At 57.1% G+C, this 20,817-nt stretch carries 15 protein-coding genes; 10 read left to right on the top strand and 5 right to left on the bottom strand.

Annotated features, from left to right (window positions below; genetic code table 11):
- Window positions 1-179 precede the first annotated feature (179 nt).
- The gene (locus tag ABSG47_RS01135; protein WP_424165261.1) at window positions 180-4,013 is read right to left on the bottom strand and encodes an outer membrane beta-barrel protein; all 3,834 of its coding nucleotides are present in this window, start codon (window positions 4,011-4,013) and stop codon (window positions 180-182) included.
- 592 nt (window positions 4,014-4,605) lie between these two features.
- On the bottom strand, window positions 4,606-6,246 hold the full coding sequence (locus ABSG47_RS01130) for a tetratricopeptide repeat protein (protein ID WP_424165258.1): 1,641 nt from the start codon (window positions 6,244-6,246) through the stop codon (window positions 4,606-4,608).
- A gap of 222 nt (window positions 6,247-6,468) precedes the next feature.
- Here ABSG47_RS01130 and ABSG47_RS01125 point away from each other — a divergent pair, with 222 nt between their 5' ends.
- Together ABSG47_RS01125 and ABSG47_RS01120 are read left to right on the top strand one after the other, a co-directional pair.
- The gene (locus ABSG47_RS01125; protein ID WP_424165255.1) at window positions 6,469-8,592 is read left to right on the top strand and encodes a transglutaminase family protein; all 2,124 of its coding nucleotides are present in this window, start codon (window positions 6,469-6,471) and stop codon (window positions 8,590-8,592) included.
- A 327-nt stretch (window positions 8,593-8,919) separates the two neighbouring features.
- Window positions 8,920-10,905: an acyltransferase family protein gene (locus ABSG47_RS01120; RefSeq protein ID WP_424165253.1), complete on the top strand. Its 1,986-nt coding sequence runs from the start codon at window positions 8,920-8,922 to the stop codon at window positions 10,903-10,905.
- Here ABSG47_RS01120 and ABSG47_RS01115 read toward each other — a convergent pair.
- The 3 genes from ABSG47_RS01115 to ABSG47_RS01105 all read right to left on the bottom strand — a co-directional run bounded on the left by ABSG47_RS01115 (window position 10,899) and on the right by ABSG47_RS01105 (window position 12,975).
- Entirely contained in the window at window positions 10,899-11,204 is a 306-nt protein-coding gene (locus tag ABSG47_RS01115; RefSeq protein ID WP_424165251.1) for a hypothetical protein, read from the bottom strand. The two genes, ABSG47_RS01120 and ABSG47_RS01115, sit on opposite strands and share 7 nt — an antisense overlap.
- Window positions 11,205-12,134, bottom strand: coding sequence for a metallophosphoesterase family protein (locus ABSG47_RS01110; protein WP_424165249.1), 930 nt, complete (start codon window positions 12,132-12,134; stop codon window positions 11,205-11,207).
- 109 nt (window positions 12,135-12,243) lie between these two features.
- Window positions 12,244-12,975 carry a hypothetical protein gene (locus ABSG47_RS01105; RefSeq protein ID WP_424165247.1) on the bottom strand — a complete coding sequence of 244 codons (732 nt, stop codon included), beginning with the start codon at window positions 12,973-12,975 and terminating at the stop codon, window positions 12,244-12,246.
- Between the two features lie 142 nt (window positions 12,976-13,117).
- Between ABSG47_RS01105 and ABSG47_RS01100 the strand changes: the two genes are divergently transcribed.
- The 8 genes from ABSG47_RS01100 to ABSG47_RS01065 all read left to right on the top strand — a co-directional run bounded on the left by ABSG47_RS01100 (window position 13,118) and on the right by ABSG47_RS01065 (window position 20,738).
- Window positions 13,118-13,345, top strand: a complete 228-nt coding sequence (locus ABSG47_RS01100; protein ID WP_026447189.1) for a hypothetical protein — start codon at window positions 13,118-13,120, stop codon at window positions 13,343-13,345.
- Window positions 13,346-13,483: 138 nt separating this feature from the next.
- A complete protein-coding gene (ribB, locus tag ABSG47_RS01095) occupies window positions 13,484-14,719 on the top strand; it encodes a 3,4-dihydroxy-2-butanone-4-phosphate synthase (protein WP_424165245.1) in 1,236 nt (411 codons plus the stop codon).
- 61 nt (window positions 14,720-14,780) lie between these two features.
- A complete protein-coding gene (locus ABSG47_RS01090; protein ID WP_424165243.1) occupies window positions 14,781-17,648 on the top strand; it encodes a VWA domain-containing protein in 2,868 nt (955 codons plus the stop codon).
- A 786-nt stretch (window positions 17,649-18,434) separates the two neighbouring features.
- A complete protein-coding gene (locus ABSG47_RS01085; protein WP_424165241.1) occupies window positions 18,435-19,259 on the top strand; it encodes an N-acetylmuramidase domain-containing protein in 825 nt (274 codons plus the stop codon).
- A gap of 58 nt (window positions 19,260-19,317) precedes the next feature.
- Window positions 19,318-19,572, top strand: coding sequence for an antitoxin (locus ABSG47_RS01080; RefSeq protein ID WP_424165238.1), 255 nt, complete (start codon window positions 19,318-19,320; stop codon window positions 19,570-19,572).
- Window positions 19,569-19,988, top strand: a complete 420-nt coding sequence (locus ABSG47_RS01075; RefSeq protein WP_424165236.1) for a type II toxin-antitoxin system VapC family toxin — start codon at window positions 19,569-19,571, stop codon at window positions 19,986-19,988. The genes ABSG47_RS01080 and ABSG47_RS01075 overlap by 4 nt, the downstream gene beginning before the upstream one ends.
- Before the next feature lie 176 nt (window positions 19,989-20,164).
- On the top strand, window positions 20,165-20,482 hold the full coding sequence (locus ABSG47_RS01070) for a hypothetical protein (protein WP_424165234.1): 318 nt from the start codon (window positions 20,165-20,167) through the stop codon (window positions 20,480-20,482).
- Window positions 20,466-20,738 (top strand): type II toxin-antitoxin system RelE family toxin, encoded by a 273-nt coding sequence (locus ABSG47_RS01065; protein ID WP_424165232.1) that lies wholly within the window; start codon window positions 20,466-20,468, stop codon window positions 20,736-20,738. Before ABSG47_RS01070 ends, ABSG47_RS01065 begins: the two co-directional genes overlap by 17 nt.
- Window positions 20,739-20,817: the final 79 nt, after the last annotated feature.

The raw sequence follows: 20,817 nt of genomic DNA, 5'->3' as shown, positions 1-20,817 counted from the left end.
TATTTCATTCGCAACAACACCCCGTAACAGGCGCTGAAGTCTCCATCATTGGCGTGATTGAGCCGTGCCCGAAAGAATCGAAAAATGAGCGGACCTTTAGCCTGACGACAGTTTTGCGGAGGCAAAGCGAAAGGGGCGGCCAATGGCCGCCCCTTTCCGGTTGTACTTCCGATGCGAGATCAGAAGTAGTATTTGCCAGCCAACTGCATCCAACGGAATCCGGTCTTGTCGAGCGGGAAACCGGTGGTGGTTGGGTTCGAGTTGGTGACGGTCTGCGACCCGGTAGCCAATCCATTGAAGATCAGCTGGTCGTCGGCGTTATTGCCGCCGCCGAAGTACGAGTTCGGATGGTTCAGCCAGTTGGTGGCAGAGACGCGGAGTTCAAAGCGCTGCGAGTCATTCACCCGGAATGCCTTGAAGATTGCCAAGTCGCTGTCAAAGTAGTGCGGCGTACGGACATACGGCCAGATGTACTGTCCCATCTCGCCGGCTGTCGTGGCCGTAGGAGTCATTGGAGCGCGGAAGCAGTTCGGGTTGAAGTACTGACCCTTCGCGAGACCCGTGCGAGGATCGCAGGTCAACACCGCCAACATCTGCGGAATTTCGCTCGATCCGAACCAGGTGGAAGCGCTGATTTGCCCTGTCTGGTTCCCTCCCATTGCTGAAACTGGAATGGGAATGGTGAAGGGCTGAGTGACTGTGCCACCAGCGCCTGCAGCTGCAACGCCATTCAGTGCCGTAGTGCAACCTGGATGCGGGTCGTTCGCGCCGCAGAGATACTGGCGATAGTTCATGTTGAGATTCGGGAAGCTGGCCTGCAGTGGAGCGCCATCCTGGTAGGTGGTGTAGGTGGAGAGCTGCCATCCATTCACGACCTGGCCAAAGAAGGCGTGGTTGTGGATCGGGCTGGGCAGCTTGTAGCTGGCTGAGAAGTTAAAGATTTTAGAGTGGTCATAGGCAAGCGGGCCGTAGTTGTTCTTGAGCGTGTAGGGATCAAGATAGTCGCCTGAACCGTTGCCGTTTCCGGTGTTGCTGTCGCGGATGCCCAGCACCTTGCCGAAGGTGAAGTTGGAGAACATGAACAGGTTGCCGGACTGCTTCTGACCGGAAATCTGCAGTGAGTTGTAGTTGGCGTAACCCGTGTGAGCGTTTGTGAAGATCGACTGGTAGTTGCTGTACGGTCTCCAGTCGTTCGAGCTTTGAGCAGAGGTGGTGCCGATCGGGTAAAGGTTGACATAGTTGCCCACCTTGGGATCCGGAGTGTAAAGGGCTCCCGCGGCAACAGCGTTTGCATCCAGGTAGTTGAACGGCCCAGCTTCCATGATGTTGCGGTTCGTACTGCCAACGTAGGAGATTTCAGCCACCGTGTGAGCGGGCAGAGCCTGCGCCACACCGAAGCTGTACGTGTCGGCGTATGGAATTTTGCCGTCACCCAGCTTGTCCGTGTTGGGGTTGGTGCCATTCTGGTTGAGGCCGGAAGAAACGGCAAGCGGCTTCGCCATTCCGTTTCCACCGTTTGTGCTCGCGTTTTGAGTGTCTACACTGCCGCCGTTGATTCCATATCCGTAAAAGCCCGAAACAGCCGGATAGGTGCTGTAGGAGTAGGAGCCAAGCGGCCCAGTCATTGCCTGACCGGCATAGTTGTTCGAGATCTGGTACCAGTAGGTGCCGAAGCCGGCTCGGATTACCGATTTGCCGGTTCCAAACAGGTCATAGGCCACACCCACGCGAGGTGAGTATTCGAACAGCTTGCTGGGGAAGCCGGACTTCGGAATGGATGGATTATTCGCGGTCCATGCCAGGCCGGTGTTTGGCGGGGCAGTTGGCGAGTTGCTGTACGCGGCAGGATTCCAGACCTGGGTGCCACCAAGCTTGTCGTACCACTGGCCCATGTGGTCTGCGCGAAGTCCCAGAGTGAGGGTCAGCTTACGAGTCATCTTCCACTGATCCTGACCCCAGATGGACCATTGGTGCCATAGCTCTGACGGAACCGGATCGGAACTGACTTCCTCATAAGCAAAGTTGCGTCCCATGAGGCGGTCAAGCTGGGCGTTGTAGGTTGAGGAAGAACCCCAGGTAGCAACTTCGTAGTTGCCCTGGACTCCGGCGCCGTCCTGACCGTCAGTGGATTGGATATTCTCCTGGGCATCCCAGTAGAAGCCGACCTTGATGGAGTGCGTGCCGATGATCTTCGTGAAGACATCCGAGATGCTGGGCGCCTCAGAGGTCTTGCCGAAGCTGTTCGGGCCGTAGATGCCGCCGGTGAGAGCCGGGAAGGCGATCCATGGAACCGCGGTTACCCAGCCGGTGGTGTTGCTGGTGTTGGGAATCTGCGAATTGCCGGTTTTGCCGGGGAAGATGCTCTGTGTTGCTATGTTGTAGGTGGAACGGGCCTGAGCAGAGGGATTGGAACCGCTCATGTCATTGACGAACTTGGCGTAGGCAAATACGGTTTCGTTCGTTGTGGTTGCACTGAAGACGTGCGTGTAGTTGGCCAGATAGAGATGCGCCGTTTCCTTGCCGATAGGCAGGGAAGGATACTCAATGGTGTTGGCCGCGTTCCACCAGGGAGCTGCGTTGTGCTGGTCGTTTTCCGACTGAAACGCGTAGCTGCCCCAGAGTTTGTTGTTGTCGTTAAAGGCATAAGTGAGCTTGCCTGTAGCTTCCCAGCGATTTCCGGTGATGGCTCCGTCCTGCGTCGGATCGCCGTAGGTCTGGAGGTAGTTGGTCCAGCCATTGCCGGCGGTCGGAGTCTGGTTCGGGCAGGGCATAAGGCCTACGGGAACAGTGCCGCCAGGCTGTGCAGTGGCGCCGCAGGCGCCGTTCACGCTTCCACCCAGGACCGCGCCAGTCGGATCGAAGTATTGCTGCAGATTCGGAGGCGTTGTCGCGTTCACCCAGGGCGCATACGCGTTACCCCAGGGCGAGTTGGTCGGTCCGCAGCCCTGATACCCGTTATCAATGTTGCAAGGAAGGGCATAGGCCGCGCCGTTTCCGGATGTGATAAGGTCGGAGGGCAAGGTTGTCGTGCTGAAATCGCCGTTCAACTGCGCGACGGTGGGCACGTTCATCTGGTTGTGGGCCACGAAGGGATTTTGCCGCATGTACTCATAACCGCCCCAGAAGAAAAGCTTGTCGCGGTTATGGTTGAAGTGCGGGAAGAAGATCGGTCCGCCGACGTTGCCGCCGAAGTAGTAGTAGCTCTGCGGCTCAATGCTGTTCGCCTCTTGTTGGCCTAGCTCTTCGTTCTTCTGCAGCCAGTCATTCGCGAATCCGACGCTGGAGTTGCGGGCATATACGTAGCCTTCACCGTGGAACTTCTGTCCGCCGCTCTTGGAGAAAGCCTGGAGAACAGCAGGGCCCTTGGCATATTCAGCGCCGTAGGAGGCAGACAGGTACTTGACGCTGTCCGTCATGTCCTGGTTGATGTTGGCCACCTGCGTACCCGCGTTGCCTGGGTCGAGGAGGTTGGCGCCATCGAGATAGACGTCCGTGGTGCCGTAGGGCTGGGTACCGTTGGCGCTGTAACTGCCGGCAGGACCGCTGTTGGTGCTGGAGGCCAGGTTTTGCGAAGGCGCACCGGCACCGGAAAAAGCGACGCCAGGCATCATCTTGATCAGTTCGGCGGCGTTGCGTGTTGTCAGGATTGCGGAGTCCACCATCTCGTTGTTCAGCGTGGCGCTGACTTCGGCGGTGTCCGTGGGTACTTCGGCATCGGCGCCGGAGACAACGGTTACAGCCTGGTCGTTCGAACTGACCTTGAGCCGCGCGGGAACCGATTTTGTATCGCCCTGGCTCAGAATGACCCCCGTCATCTCAAATGCCGCAAAACCCTTTGAGGAGACGGTGACCGTGTAGGAACCCGGGGGAAGTGCGGTGATCGAGAAGAAGCCCTCTTTGTCGGAGACGGTTGTGCGCTGGTCACCGGAGGAATCGTTCTTCATTACGACCTTGGCGCCGGCCAGCCGCGCATCCGACTGATCGACAGCGGTACCCGAAATGGTGCCCGTCAATTGCTGGGCGCGAGCGGTACCGACTGCGAAAAGCAGTACGGGGAGTAGTAGCCAAGGTATTCTCCGTAGCCAGTTAGAGCGAGAGGATCTGGATAGTCCTCTAGCGTTGTTTGCGTCCATTTTGTAAGCCTCCTGAATCATTCGTTGACGCGTTTCGTTGTTAGTTCTGGTACGCCGCCTTTCTAAATTGAAGGTACGGCGCGGCCAAAACCCATTTGTGAGTCTCGCTGTAGATAACACAGTCAAGATACGATGAGCAAGGTTTTTCTTGACTGTTTTCAGCAGGAAAAACGATTTTCTGCTCACACGCAAAATGTGTCGCCGGAATGGCGCAAAAGTGTCATACAGGATGACCTTCGGTGACTGTTCGAGCAGCCGGACAATCTCGAAGAGAGAATTTGTTTCAATAGAAAACCGATCCCCTGTGGGAGATTCAGGCGGATGGAATGCGGGCGATTTGAGGGGCCTCAGCAGCGTGCAACTTTCGCCGGGTTCAAAACGGTACATTGAGCAGGTATTTCATCGCACGCTCAGATCGGAAGCCGATCTCACCAGCGGATCAATTCTGACATTGCCACGAGAAGACAGTCAATCAGGGATGGGGCTGCTGCGCATTCGGATCGCGGGTAAGCTGGTCATTGAGTTGGCGCGCGCGTTCGTTCCGCGGTTCAAGCCGCAGCGCGGCAGCCACGGCCTGGCGGGCCTCTGTGTATTGGGCGCTCATGGCCAGCTCGGCGGCCAGGTTGATCCACGCTTCGGTCCACTTGGGCTCAGTCTGAACGGCCATGCGGAAGTGCTCGATCGATCCGTTTACATCGCCTTCGCGCGACAGCAGATAGCCCAGCGCTCCCTGGGCTGAGGAGAGCTTGGGATTGAAGCGCACGGCCTCCTGCAGATCCGCCTTCTCGTCGGCAAAATCGCCATGCTTGTGCAGCGCAACGGACAGCTTGTAGTGGTAGTAAGCGCTATCCGGCAAGGCATGGACCGCCTGGCGATAGTAAGTAATAGCTTCTTCCAGGCGCCCGTCATTCATGGCCGTGTCAGCCTCCGCTACAGCCACGTTGGCTTCGAGATTCGCTTCCGAGTTGATCTTGATAGCCTGATATTTGGCAAGCTCTTCCTGCGCGCGGTCGTGCTCGCCGAGGCCATTGAGCGCCTTGGCCAGCTCGTAATATACCTCCGACTGATCGATGCCGAGGGCGATAGCCTTTTCCAGATTCACTTTTGCTTCCTGCCACTCATGCAGAATCACCAGCACGGCGCCCAGGTTGTAGCGGGTGTAAAAGAACTCCGGATCAATGGCAACCGACTCTTCAAGGAGCTTTTTAGCCTGCTCGTAATGGCCTGCGGAGCGCTCGAGGATGCCGCTCAGATAGAGCACGTCGCGGTCATGCGGGCGAGCGGCCAGAAGCCTGGCCTCCATGGTGGAGGCTTCCTGCGGATGGCCTTGCAGGATATAGAGCCGATAAAGATCGACGGCCGCGACAATGTCCGACGGGTGTTCCTGGACTGCCTTCAGCATGACGGCAATGGAATCGTCGGGGTTGCGCTGATGAACCAGAATCACAGAGAGCGCGCGCGCCAGTTGCACGGAATGAGGATGGGCCTCAAGCCCATCCTTGAGCACACCCTCGGCGTAGCCGAAATCATTCATCAGCGCCAAGGCCTGCGAAAGGCGTATGGCGAGCTTTTCAGTGTTGTGAGCAGGGCCGAGCAGTTTGACCACGTCGGCATAATCGCCATGGTCGATCATCATTCCGGTGATGCCATCGAGCGCCTGCTCGTTTTTAGGATCGATGGCGAGCACCTTCTGCCATTCCTGGGCGGCCTCTACCTGCTTGTCCACGCCTGCGTACAGTGCGGCCATCAGCAGGTGCGGATTGAGGGCATTCGGTTCGATCTGGATCGACTTCTGCAGCTCGGGAACGGCATCGGGAATCTGCTTTTGAGCCACCAGGGCGAGTGCGTACAGGTAGTGAAGCTGCGCGGAGCTGGCGTCGCGCTTGATTCCGGCGCGGAAGGTCTCCGCGGCGCAGGCAAATTGTTCATGCTGGGCAAACCAACTGCCCAGAGTAATGCTATTTTCCGTGGTGGGGTGAGCCTTGAGAGCGGTGGCCAATGCTGGAGGACCTGCGCACGCGGTACGTGTAACCGCTTGGCCGGGCGCTGCATAAGTGATAAGCGTGGCCGCCAAAAACAGTGCCGCCGCGCCGGCTACGCGCCCCAGATACATCGTTGCTTTCTCCCGTAGGCCACAGGATACATCAGTGCAGTCGAAGCAGGCGCGCATCCCGGCCGCGCTTCCGGCGTAAAATTACATACCGGCGCGCACTGTCGCTGAGAACTCCTCCTCTACCTGCTCGTGGATGGCCGGCTGAGGAGCCAGTGAAGCGAATGCGCGGCAACCGATTGAACGGTTTTATCGGACCTTATCGGACTCGAGGGGATCAATCCCATGCGCTCTTATCTTGCTGCTTCATTTGGAATGCTTCTGCTTGGCGCGGCTGCGCCGCTGGTCTCGTACAGCCAGTTTCAGCCGCCTCAGGCAGATGAGCTTTCCATGACATCCGAACCCAAAGCTCCCGGCGCGGCTGCGGTGTATCTCTTCCGGGAAGAGATCACCGACGACGCGCACCACTTTCGCACCGTGTATGCGCGGCTGAAGATTCTTACGCCCGAGGGCGTGCCGGCAGCCACGGTCCATATTCCGCTCAGCAAGAACTTTGTGTATTACGCAAAAGGGGAAAACTCAAGTCAGTTTGCAAGCGCGTACACCAATAACTGGGCTCAGCCGGATATGAATCATTCCGGCGAGGATGCGCCGGTGGATTCGGACACCTTCAACGTGCCTCTGGATATTGGCGCGCTCGAAGGCCGTACCATCCAGCCAGACGGAAAGATTGTTCCGCTTTCGGGTCCGCAATCGCAGTTGCTGAAAATCGTGAAGAACCGCAGCAACGGGGTTGAGGACGTGACCTTCACGCTGCCGGATGTGAAAGCCGGCAGCATTCTGGAGTATCGCTACCAGGTGCGATACGACCGCTATGAGCAGGGGCCCGACTGGAAGATTCAGCAGCCCTATTTCGTGCGTCGCGCGCACTACGCCTTTACGCCTGCCGAACAGATGCTGCGTGCCGAGTCAGCCGGCCAGACCGGAGGTGTGACAGACAGCGCATTGACGGATCGCCACGGCGCCTTTATGACGGACATTGTTTCCGCCGCCAGCCTGCCTGCCGGCGCCGCCATACACAAAGATGCACTGGGACGCTACACGCTCGATGTGACGGACGTGTCCGCCATTCCGAATGATCCCTTTGCTCCGGCATCCGCGGGGCAGGCGTATGAAGTGAGCTTCTTCTATACGCCCTCGTCCGAGGAGCGGGATTTCTGGCAGAAGCAAATGGCCCTCTGGACAAAGCTGGTGAACGGCTACACGGCTTCCACGCCGCCACTGCAACATGCGCTGCAGGAAATCGTTGCTCCCACAGACGCGCCCGCGGATAAGGCGAAGAAGATTTACGCGTATGTGCAGCGGTTTGAGAATACGGACTTCAATGCGAACGGCGTGCCGGACGTTGACAGCGACTGGGTGCCGCGCGGACGCGTGGAACACTTGTTCGATACAAAGAAGGGATCGAGCAATCAACTGGCTCTTATGTACCTTGCGCTGGCTCGCGCAGCGGGATTGAATGCGCGTCCGGTGCGCATTGCCAGCCGCAGCCACAGGCTGTTCGCTGTGAGCTACATGAGCGCGGATCAACTGGACACGGTGCTGATTGGCCTCACGGTTGACGGCAAAGAAATATTGGTCGATCCCGGAACCAAAATGGCGCCGTATGCAACACTGCATTGGGCGCACGCCGGAGCAGGCGGCATCACCATGACGGACAACAAAGTGGATCTTCTCGTAACACCGCTCGAGAAGAACTCCGACAACCTGACGCTGCACGTCGGCACGCTGAACGTCGATGCAAAGGGCGCGCTGAGCGGCATGTTGAAGGTGGCATTTACAGGACAGAAGGCGATTGAGCTGCGCCAGCTTGCCCTCACCGCCAGTCCGGATGCTGTCAAAACATCCGTCGATCAGTTCCTTGCATCGAGCGTGCCAACAGGCGTGACCGCAAAGGTCGATCATATTGCCTACCTCGATGACCCGAGCAAACAACTGCTGGCCGTGGTCAATGTCTCAGGCTCGCTAACTGCGTCGAACGGCCACATAGAACTGCCGCGTGCCTTCTTTGAAAGCAGCGAGGCGAATCCCTTCCCCGCAACATCGCGGGTAACGCCCGTCGATGTGCGCTATCCGTCACAGGACCAGGAACAGATCACCTACACGCTCGCCGCCGGGCTTTCTCTGCAGGACAAGCCGCAGGACGACGTAGTGAAGGACGAGCCGAATGCCATATATCAACTGAAAGCGAAAGCCGACGGCAGCACAGTGGTAAGCTCGCGCGTGCTGGTGCGTGGATTCACGCTCCTCGATCCCAAGGACTACAGCGGCCTGAGCGACTTCTACCAGAAAGTCACCAGGTACGATCAGGAACGAATCGTGTTGAGCGGTGCGGGCAAGGGCGAGTAAGACTTCATCCCATAACGTATCGAAATGCGAGGGACGGTCGTTTACGGCCGTCTCTCGGGCTCGACAAAACTTCATGAGCGCTTTGGCCTGTGGGCGACAATCGATGATCATGCCCAGACAGAACCGCCGCACAGTAGCCGTACTCTAGCCGCAGATAGCCTCGCAGCCGGTCAGGCTGAGACCACGCCGCTCCAATACCGTTGGAATGGCAGCGCGTGAAACGGGGGCGGGATAACGCGCGCGAGGCCAAGGGAACAACTCCTGTTTCCTGAGTCTTTACAGGCTATTGTTCAGGTGGCGTGAAACAGCGAGGGAGCGCTAGCAGAAGTGCTTCACACGAATTTGCATCGGTCCCATCAGGAAACCAGCATCCCATTCCGCCCCGACATCGAAGGATTGCGAGCTTTTGCCGTTGGTCTGGTGATTGCTTCCCATGCCGGATTGCCCTTTTTGCGCGCCGGTTTTGTGGGGGTGGACGTCTTTTTTGTTCTTTCCGGCTATCTCATTACAAGACTTCTGATGCAGGAGATTTCTTCGTCGGGCACAGTGAATTTCGCGCGCTTCTATGCGCGGCGCGCACGGCGTTTGCTTCCGGCGGCCATCACGATGGTGTTGGTTGTTTGCGGCGCGGAATCCATCATCATGAATCCGGTGGCGCAAGTCAAAACACTCAAAGCGGCACTTGCAACGGTGCTCTACTCCAGTAATTTCTACTTTGCGCATTTGCAGCAGCAGTATTTCTATCAGCACGCGATAGCATCCAATCCACTGTTACATACCTGGTCGCTCGCGGTGGAGGAACAGTTCTACCTGATCTGGCCTGTTCTGTTGCTGTTGTTGGCGAGAACGATCAAGAGCCTCAGAGGCCGGACCATTGCGCTGGCGGCAATTTCGCTGGCTTCGTTTGTGCTGTGCGTTTGGTTGACTGCGAAAATCCCCATCCTCGCATTTTATGCAGCGCCGGCGCGGGTTTGGGAGTTCGGTGCGGGCGGACTCCTGGCGTTCGTGCCGGAGCCGTGGCTGGTTGGGCGTCGAAGGCTTTGGTCCTGGTTGGGAGCAATTGGCATCCTCACGCTGACGGCCGGCGCCCAGTGGATCCACGCTTCGATGTTTCCGGGGTCTGCTGCGGCGATTCCAGTGGTGGGAACGCTACTCCTTTTGATGGCAGGTGTGGGCGCTCCGGAGTCACCTGCGATTCGACTGTTGCGTGCGAGACCGGCACAGGCAATGGGGCGACTTTCTTATTCGCTTTACTTATGGCACTGGCCTGTACTGGTGATCGGGCAACAACTGGTTGCCATTCACTCGGTCTCCATTCGACTGGGCTGGATTGCTGTTGCGTGCCTGGTGGCCGCGGTGACTTATGCTGTGATAGAAAATCCTATCCGGCGGCAATCATTTCTAGTTGCGCGCTCGGGTCTCACGCTCTGGCTGGCGGCACTTGGCGCAATCTTGTGTGTCGGCGCAATGGGTGCCCGGCTGGCGATCGTATCCCGTTCGGAACAGTTCCGCAAGTATGACCGCATGGTCCGGGATATTCCGGAAGTCTATCGCAACGGTTGCACACCTGCCATATTGGACCCTCATCCCGCGATGTGTTTTTTCGGAGAGATCAATCATCCGCAATCGACGGTGGTGCTGTTTGGAGATTCGCACGCGGCGGCGTGGTTTCCGGCTCTGCAGCAGATTGCCGATGCACAACATTGGCGACTGGCGACCCTCGTCAAGCCAGGCTGCCCGCCACTAAACATGAAGATCCTTCCGCAGTTGGATACGGTTTGTGAGAAATGGCGTCATGCGGCTATGGGAGAGATCGAGGCGTTACGTCCGGATCTGGTGATCGAAACGAGCGCGTCGCAAGCTGTGGACGCCGATGGGAAATCCCTGATAGATATGCAGGTCTGGGAGCAGGGGGCTCGCGACACTTTTGCGGCACTTGCAAGGCAGGGAGTGAAGGTTCGATTTATCCGCGACACTCCGTTTGCAAATTACGATGTGCTAGGCTGCCTGGCTCAGGCGGAATGGGATGGACGCACGCAGTGTCCGGCTCCGGTTCCCGCCGTAGCGTTGAGTCCCGGCGTCTATGCCGCAGAGAAGCGGGCGGCGCAGGGCTTTGACAATGTCAAATTCCTCGATTTGTCAGATCGGATGTGCGGCCCCGACCGATGCTATCTCGAAGTCGGCGGCCAGGTCATTTGTCGGGATGGAGATCACTTGACGGCGAGCTTTAGCCGCACCCTTGGTGAAGTGTTATTTCAGCGCCTGAGGGACAGCGAACAACGACAGAAACAAGATACGTCTTCGCTCTATTGACGCAGGACAACACCGTTTTCATCAAAGCTGCTCCTTGTGCTGAGCGCTTTGATAACGGGCTTCATTTCAGTTCGCCGCGCGCCGTCAATCCATCGATCCGGACACTGAGAACGGAGTAAAGCCTTTTTCAGTTGAATTGACGCGATGAGGCCATATCTCCCACCATTCTCCCAATCTTCCTGGTGATCGATAGACGCTAAATCGCTAACGCGCTCATCGAAGGTCAGGTCCGCACCGAAAGATGTTGCCTTCCCGCAAGCGATACGCTCGATGCGCGAAACAAATCCAGTGAGCCCCACTTACGTATTCTTCGGATCGACGCTCTTGAATCCATAAGTCTCATAGCGCGTAGATAGCTTTCCGCCCTTCACGTCGACCACGGTAAACCCTTCCGGCGTCCCCATGCGGGTGCCGTGCCACCAGTTTCCACTCACAGCGCCGCTGGTGATGTAAGGCACGCCGTGCCACACGACCCTCTCGTTGATATGGGTGTGGCCCTGCAGCACGCCGAGAACGTTGTGGCCTTCAAAGAGCGCAATCGCTTCGCTTGAGTTGGCCACTGACATTCCGTGGTGTTTGGGTGGCTCGGCGGGCACAGGAACGTAGGAGTCGAATGCAGTCACAAGCGGAATATGCACGGAGACGACGACAGGCATCGCCGCAGAAAGCGCTTTAAGATCGGCAGCCAGCCAGCCAAGCTGTTCCGCATCCACACGCCCCTCATAGGCGCGATCCGGCGTAAAGCCGATGCTGTCCAGCACGATAAAGTGAACGCCCTTGTGGTCGAAGGAATAATAAGTTTTACCGAAGCGCTCTTCAAACATCTTTTTGCCATAGAGCGGGTCTGCGCTGGTGGCTCCGCTCGCGGGATAGATGCCGAAGCAATCGTGATTGCCGATCGTGTGATGAACCTTGAGCCCGAGATCCTGCTCCGTTTTGCCGTAGAGATCGAAGAGGCTTGAGGCGCGGTCTTTGCTCACAGCCAGTGAGTCAAAGACATGGTCCCCGCCCTGGATCACAAAGTCGCTCTTGAAGCCGCGAGCCTTCTTGAAGGCCATATCTGTGCCCACGGCGGCGTTGAGCTCCGGTTGCAGATGCGTGTCCGTGATGAAGAGAAAGCTGAAGTCCTGCGGTGCGGACTGTGCGGCGGTGGGAAGCGAAGGTGCGATAGCCACAAGGCCAGCCGCGCCGGCAAGTGAAAGAAATTCTCTGCGGTTCACAGGACTCATGTCCTCAGAATGAACCTGCCGCGACCCGCCAGTGTCAAAATTTCTCCAAATTGTGCCAGATTGCAAAAAAGGAATCTGGAAAATTACCAGCGGTTTTCGCGGACGCTTTCTATCGCACGCTGAGATCGCCGTCCACATCCACAATCAGGTCGTCCCCTTGAATCCGCACGGAGTGAATCTTAAGGCGATCGAGCGTGACCTTGTAGCCGGAACTTGCCGTGGAGCCTTCAAGCGCTTTGCGGAGCAGATCGGCGGCGTTCACGGTCATGCTGTCGGGAATCTGGCGGCTCAGAAAAGGCATGAGCAGAAAATTCAGCTCCTTCTGGTCGCTCACGCGCTCCACGCGCGCATCGCGGAAGCCGATGGTCTCGCCCTCACCCGACGGAGCCACGGAAACCACGGAGCTGGGCGAGAGGCTGATGCCAAGGCAGGCTCCGCGCACGGCTGTGCCAAGGCGCGCGTGCGTTTTCACCTGCACCTGGATGCGGTCTCCGGCGAAGGTCATCTGAGGGTTATCCACGTAGATCGAGCACGGCGTAACGGGCGAGCCTTTCAGGTAATAACGGCCGCTGGGACCGTTAAAAAGCTGGTTCTCCAGGGTGCGCTGCAGGGCTGCGCGGCTCACTTTGAGCTGGGCGGCACGAGCCGGACTCGCGGCCAGGCAAAGAAGCACGGCGCAGAGCAGCGCGGCGCGCTTGGGCAGGTTCATAACTTGATAGTGCCATTCCAGGGCGGGAAAATGCCAGAAAACGCCATGGCGCGGAGCGCAATTCACCTGCAATGTGCAGATAAGCGGCAAGCAGATGTAGTGCGGCGGAGTGTGCATGCGTATCGTTTCCATAACGGATTTCTCTTGATTTTTGAATAAAATATCCTTAAAATAGAAACCAGCGTTGTTGCTTTAACGGACCAGCCACCCCCTCTGGCGTGCGTCCGAAGAGTTACATACTTGAAGAAAATCCTACCCAGTTAAGGACTACAACATGGCAAAGCGTCGTGGAAATCCGAATTGGGGCAAGCCGGAGCCCATCGGGCCCGTTGTGCCTACCGTCACCTCTTTCGAGCAGATCGTGAAGGAATTCAAGCTCACCCCGGATCAGTACATTCGGTCAACCCGGCTCCGTGAATGGGCTCGCCGCAATAAGAATTCCAAATACATCCCTGAGGCGCTTCTGGAGGCCTGGGGCTTTGAGATCGAATCGACATTGTAGGCTTTCAGTCGTTTTGAAAGTAAGTGAAAGCGCCGTTCAATGCGGCGCTTTTGCTTTGTGTGGACTCACCCGTTCCGTCATTGTGATAGGGCGCATTGATGTTCGGCAGCGGATTCGGCGACAATGGTCCAGAGAACGATGACAGCCGAACGAATGCATGACAATGCGGTTTTTACAGACGTGCCCGGTGCGCTCGATGAGATTCGCGCGGGGCGAATGATTGTAGTGGTGGACGACGAGGATCGCGAGAACGAGGGCGATCTGACGCTGGCCGCCGAGCACACAACGCCGGAAGCGATTAATTTCATGGCGCGCTATGGCCGGGGCCTCATCTGCCTCACGCTCACTGAGGAGCGGGCCGATTACCTGCATCTGTTTCCCATGACGCAGCACAATTCCTCGCGCTTTGGCACGGCATTCACTGAGACCATTGAGGCGCGCGAGGGCGTCACGACCGGCATCTCAGCCGCAGACCGCGCGCATACCATCCAAACGGCCATTGCCTCCAGGTCCACCGCGGCTGACCTCGCGCGGCCCGGACATATCTTTCCGCTGCGGGCGCGGCGTGGCGGCGTGCTGGTCAGGGCGGGGCAGACAGAGGCTTCGGTCGATCTGGCCCGCATGGCGGGGCTCAATCCCTCCGGCGTTATCTGCGAGATCATGCGCGACGACGGCGAGATGGCGCGCATTCCCGACCTCATTCCTTTCTGTAAAGAGCATGGGATGAAGATCCTCACCGTAGCCGAGCTCATCCGCTACCGGCTGCGCAACGAGCGCTACATCGTGCGCGCCGGCGAAACGACCGTGCAGACCAGGTTCGGCGAGTTCCGCATGATTGCCTACCAGAGCGAAGTGAACGGCGGCGAAAGCCATATTGCGCTGGTAAAAGGCGATCTGACCGGCAGCAACGCTCAGACGGGCAAGCCTGTGCTGGTGCGCGTACACACGCGCTGCACAGCAGGAGATATTTTCAGCGCCGATTGTCATTGCCGGGAGATTCTCGACGGCTCCATGAAGATGATTGCCGAGGAGGGTTGCGGCGCGCTGATCTACTTGCACAACACTGCGCCCGGTTTTGAGATTGATGCCACGCCTGCGGAAGCCGGCGAGAAGTCCGGCTCAAACGAAGGCATGACGCATGACGCCGGCAGAATCGTGCTGCACAAGGAGCTGCGGGCGCGTGAGGGCGCGCAGGACCGCTCAGGCCGCATCGTGCGCGCCATCGGCCTCGGCGGGCAGATTTTGACCGATCTGGGAATTCATCGCATCCGGTTAATCTCGAACACGCCCATGCATATTCCAGCGCTGGAAGGCTTCGGGCTGGAGATCGTCGAGCAGGTCGGCATTCCGGTGGAGGAGTGCGCGCGGGCTTGATGTATGGTGGAGGAACTCAACGTTCGGAAAGCCAGCCGGAAGGACGACGATGCGTCAGGGATTGGTTGGAATTGCGTTACTCCTGTTAATAACTGCTGTTGCTCAAGCTCAACAGGCCGGACCGAGGATCGACCCGGAGACTCCCACTCTGACAATCACTGCGCGGACGGTTCTAATCGACGCAGTAGTCACCGATCGAAGCGGTAGGCTAGTTCCCAATCTTACACGCGATGATTTTCAGGTTTTCGAAAACGGAGTTCCGCAGAAGACCAATTTCTTCGAGCCGCATGTCGATGCGGTCACTGTAAAGGCTGCGCCTCTAAATCCATTACCGCCGAATACTTATTCCAATTTGGAACAGATCGCGCCAACCGGAGCGGTGAATGTAGTGCTTATCGATTCGTTGAACACGAATACCGCCGATCGGATCGGCATTCGTCGGCAATTGATGGATACTATGAGTCACCTACCGAATGGTGTTCCAATCGCGGTTCTGGAGCTTGGCGACCAGTTGCGAATCGTGCAGGGTTTCACCTCCGATCCCGCGGAGGCCCGCGCCTCCGTCGCTCGCCTGCTGAGCGGTACATCTCAGCCGCTTACGCAGGCGTTGCCGGGTGGTAACAAAACGCAAACATCCTCAATGGACAGCATCAATTCGGCAGTCCTCAACGCTCCGGGAGGAGCGCAGACTGCAGCATTTGTCGATGCGCTTCAGGGATTCATGGAACATGCCTATGACGCCCAGCAGAACCAGCAGGTTTTTACCACATTGGAGGCATTGCAGGAGATCAGCCGGTATGTTTCTCCCATTCCGGCGCGAAAGAATCTCTTATGGGTGTCCGGCTCGTTCCCGCTGTGCATCCCCGGAATGACTTATTCCAAAGACGAAGATTGCCCTTACAACGACCTAATCGAGAAAGCGATCAATTCGCTTGCTGCCGCGCGGATCTCGCTGTATCCGATCGACGCCGGTATCGTAGGAGATCCAAGTTCGGATATTGGCGGAAAGACGGAACAGCCGGCACTTTCTTCCGGATCGGTTAATCTCGGCAAGGAGCAATTCAGGCGCATCACCGCGGAAGTGATGGCGGAGGCTACAGGAGGAAAAGCATTCCACGGAAATGACCTTCGAACTGAGATGGCCGACGCGATGGGGCACGGGTCAAGCTATTACACGCTTGCATATACACCCACAGACGAGAAGGAAAAGAACGTCACGCGCAAAATCGAGATTCGCGTGACATCCGGCAAATACAACGTCTTTTATCGGCGAACCTATTTTAGAGAGAACTCGAACGAGCCGGCGGTCGGACCTCCGAAGCCAAGCGATCCGTTGCGTCCGCTGATGATGCATGGTATGCCAGCTTTTTCTCAGGTTCAGTATCGCCTCAACGTGGAACCGGCGACATCTGCGGCAACTGACCCGCAGGTGGCCGGTGATAATGCTTCAATTCAAAGACCTGCAAAACGCTACCGCATGGGATTCTCGGTGTCGCCCGAGTCGATCAACTTACAGACTGGGCAGGACGGGGTGCAGCGCGCACAAGTTGAAGTAGCTCTGATTGCACGCGGTGAAAACGGGCAGGCTCTGAACTGGATGGTTCGGCAGGTTGGGCTAGTCGTTAGGCCGGATCAGATTGCGCAAGTTCGTCGCTCAGGTGTCTCTTTCCATCTCGATTTCGATGTTCCGAAGGAGGTCGCCTACCTCGCCACGGGAGTGTACGACTCATCGGCGAACCGTGCAGGCACCCTCGAAGTTCCGATGGCATCGATTCAAGAGGAAGTGGCAGCTACAGTTCCCGAGACCGCGACAGTTCCCAGGCCATTGCCAAAGCCGGGATCGGGAAGCCCGAGGATTGAGAGAGCGACGACAGAAAAGCTGACAATTCAACAGCTGGAGCAGTTAGTTGAACAACTTCACCCAAAAACCGATAAAGATGCGGTCGGTCAGATCGCAAAATGCAAACTGACAGAACGCTTGACCACGGTCCGGCTTGAACAATTGCAGGCAACTCTACCTGGGGAACGCTCACGGTCGGCACTGCTGGCGCTGGCCGATGCTTCGGCTTTCTTACCGCTTCCGCAAACCGATTTGGCGTTTGTGCCGGTCCCGGATCTGGAAGCTCAGAGAGCAATACTCTCTCGCGCAGTCGATTTTGTGATTGCGACGACGAAACAAATGCCCAATTTCCTGGCTGAGAAACATACCACACGTTTCCAGGACACGGCATTCGGTATCCACGAGAACGATCCTGTCGTTACCACTCCCGATCTGTACCATTTGGTTGACAGTACGGTGATGAAGGTCCGATACCGAGAAGGGCAGGAAGAGAACCTGGACCCGTCGAGCGAGAAACCTGCGGATGGCCCAACCATGGGGTTAACGACAAGTGGGATCTTCGGTCCCCTGCTCGAAACGATGATGCGCGATATTCTGAATGGAAAGATCGGCTGGGCGCATTGGGAGCAGTCGAGTTCGGGACCGATCGCCGTATTCCGTTACGCTGTGCCGAAGGAGCGGGCCAATTATCGAATCACGTGGTGCTGTATAGCGGCCGAGTTGGGAGCTTTTCGTAAACTCGATTTGGTACCGAGTTACCATGGCGAGATCAACATCGATCCTCGGTCAGGAGCGGTGACACGAATCGTCATGATCTCCGACATAGACGCGGGTCAGCCGGTTTCTACCGCAGATGTCTTTGTTGAGTACGGCCCAGTTGAAATCGGCGGCAAAACTTACCAATGTCCCGTAAGAAGCGGCGCAATATTGGTTGCGAAGTCTCCCGTTCAGCACGGAACCAGCACACAAAACGGCATTTCCATCAAGGCGATGGTTTCGGTGGATAATTTGACCGTAACTGCAATCAGTGACGTTCACTTCGGGGAATATCATGTATTCCGATCCGAGATGAAGATCGTGGAACACTGAGACAAGATGCTGAACTCATTCAGCCGCAAGCGAAATCTTGAGACTCCACCCTTGCCCAGCATCTTGTGTGGAACGGCCTGGTGGTGAGCACCGAATCGTTGCGGCAATGGCTGCAGACCGGTGGTCTGAAGGGATGCGCAAGCGCAAATCCATACACCACCGGGCAGGTGGCCCACTCATCCCAGTATCAGGGGCTGTGCCCCATTCATCGCAGCTTTATCGCGATGAGCGGGTCTTCGTCCATAGTTACTTTGGTCCATTGTCCTTTCGTAACCCCGGCGCTCTTCAGATAATTTGCGTAGAATTACACCCTTTTGTGCTTCACTAATAATGAGCAGAAAAAGAAGGCCCGAATCCATCTCGGACTTGGGCCTTTGTCATTTTGGGAGGGGAGGGGACCCCTCCCCCACCCCTTTTCACTGTGACAGGGAACACTGCCGTCGAAGGTATCTATGGCTTTTAGTTGCCCTGGTCCCTATGTCCCTTAGTCCCTTAGTCCCTCGGAACTGTGCAACTGCACAGTTCCGAAATGAAGATCGCATAAAGATTTCTCCAGAAACTGTGCAATCGTCCGTAACCAGAACAAAAAACATTACTTCGGAAACTGTGCTGCACAGGCTAACTCGCGCTCTTGTCCGAAATCGGACAACTGAATCAAAGTCGGCAAAATTGTATTCACCTGGAACAGTTCTGGTCTAAGATTGCTCACGAAACTCTGGGCTCATTTTCCAAACGCTATCTTTTCCATTGTCATTTTGTTTTATCTGACCTGAAAGGAAGGTACTGATGGCCACATTGCCATTTCCCTGCACCGCTCTGCCGTTGAGTTCGGCAGATTTTCAGTCCACCCTGAATGCCCTTGGGGCAGACGCCGCAGCCGTGTGGGCGCTTCTTGAAGTGGAATCCGGCAAAGCCGGTTATCTTCCCGACCGCCGCCCGCAGATTCTCTTTGAGCGGGCCGTCTTTCACACCCGCACCAAGGGCCAGTTCGATGCAACCCACCCCGGCATCAGCGCGCCCACATGGGGCGGCTACAGCGGCGGAGCAGCGGAATACACCCGCCTGGCAGAGGCCTACGCGCTCTCTCCCGACGACGCGCTGCAAAGCGCCTCATGGGGAATCGCCCAGGTGATGGGCTTCAACTTTTCTCCATCCGGCTCAAGCTCGGCGCAGGCTTACGTGCAGGCCGCATGCGCCTCAGAAGGCGCGCAGTTGCAGGCCTTTCAGAGCTTTCTTCTGCATACCGGAATTGCGCAGGCGCTGTCCGCGCACGACTGGAATACCGTGGCGCTGCATTACAACGGCTCCGGCCAGGTGGCCGTCTATGCCGGCCGGTTGGCCGCCAATTACGCAGCGCTGCAGGACCCTTCAAAGCTACCCAATCTCGATGTCCGGGCCGCGCAACTGTATCTAACGTTTCTCGCAAACTCGTCGAATAATGCGGCTTTCAATCCCAATGGAATCGATGGGCTTTTAGGCCCCGGCACGCTGAACGCCCTGCACGCATTCCAGACAGCCCAAGGCCTCGCGGCGACAAGCACAATCGACGATAGCACGGTTGCCACGCTGACCGCTGCATTGCCGGCTGCCACAAATCTCGCTCTGCACTAAAGGTCCAGATTGACCCTGCCCTCGATATATAGCATGATATATATCGAGGATTCAGAAAATGGCACAACTTGAAAAAGCAAAGGTCTTTTACAGCGGCCGCAGTCAGGCCGTTCGCATTCCTGCGGAGTTTCGGTTCAAGGGCAATGAGGTCTTTATCCGCCGCGACCCTCGGAATGGCGATGTAATCCTGTCCCAGAGCCCCGGCGGTCTCAAAGAAATCCTTGCCGCGCTCGATGAGCTGGGAGTCCCTGACGACTTCCTCAGCCCAGCCAACCGGGCGCAGTTACCGCTTCAGGTGCGCCGTGAGATATGACGACTCTCTATATGCTGGACACAAATATGGTCAGCTATATCGTCAAGGGCCACTCCGCAGCAGCTCGAAAGCGTTTGCTGGCGTTAAAAGAGGATGAGGTTGCCTGCATCTCTGCTGTAACGGAAGCTGAAATCTTCTACGGCCTGGCAAAGAAGCCGGAGGCCGCAAAGCTCAAAGCCCTCATGGAAGGTTTCCTCGCAAACATCCAGGTTTTTCCCTGGGACCGCGATGCAGCTCAGGCGTATGCCACAGTTCGCGCCAGGCTGGAGGCGTCTGGAAAATCTCTTGAGAGTATGGACATGATGATTGCCGCACACGCCGTCTCTCTGGATGCGGTGATCGTGACCAACGACAAGGCGTTTGGATATGTAGAGGAGTTGCCCACGACCGCGAATTGGGCAACAGATTTGAAGTAAACAGCCCAGAAACAAGAAAAGGCTCCTCGCTGTTGGCTCGTTGGTGGGTGAACTGGTTTGAGTGCTATCCCAGGTTCAAAAGCCAGGGGCACCCGGCAGCGCAAGGATAGATGCGGCTGTTCTCGAAAATATCAATTTAATATATTTCACTATAGAATAACATTACGAGGTGAGAGATGGCTGGAACGCGGACAATCCGAAGGGCCGGCATGGGCGGCACGGCCGCGAAAGATAAGCCGGAGCATAAGGAGATTGCGGTCAACGTCCGTCTGCGGCCCGAAGAGCTGGCCACGATTGACGCGCTGGTGGCCCGCCGCCTGGGACGGCCCAAGCGCCATAGCTGGCTGTTGGAGGCCGTGCAGGAGAAGATCAAGCGCGAGACGGACGCCGAGGATACCCGCATCGCCGAAGCCGCTCTGCTGGCGGTTCGGGAAGGCGGGGAAAAGACCTACCCCCTTGAGCAAGTGATGAGGGAGCATGGCCTGGTCGATTGAACTGCGCGAGAGCGTGCGACGAGACCTCAGAAAATACGACCCGCAGATTGCCAGGCGCATTCTGAAGTTTCTGAATGAGCGCGTCGCCAGGTTCGACAATCCACGCAGCATTGGCGAGGCGCTGAGCGGCTCCAAACTCGGCAACTTCTGGAAGTATCGCGTGGGCGACTGGCGCATCATCTGCGACATTCAGGACGACAAGCTGGTTGTACTCGTTCTCGACGTTGGCAACCGGCGCGAGATTTATGAGCGGTGAGGGGAAAGCTGTTAGCTCGGTGGTGGGATAGCACGAAGGTGCGTTCTACCGAGAATAAGCTGAAAGCTAAGAGCTAACG

Source organism: Occallatibacter sp., from assembly GCF_049510455.1.
GTDB lineage: Bacteria > Acidobacteriota > Terriglobia > Terriglobales > Acidobacteriaceae > Telmatobacter.
The sequence above is the reverse complement of the archived record's forward strand: the minus strand, read 5'-3'. Positions and strand labels throughout refer to the sequence as shown.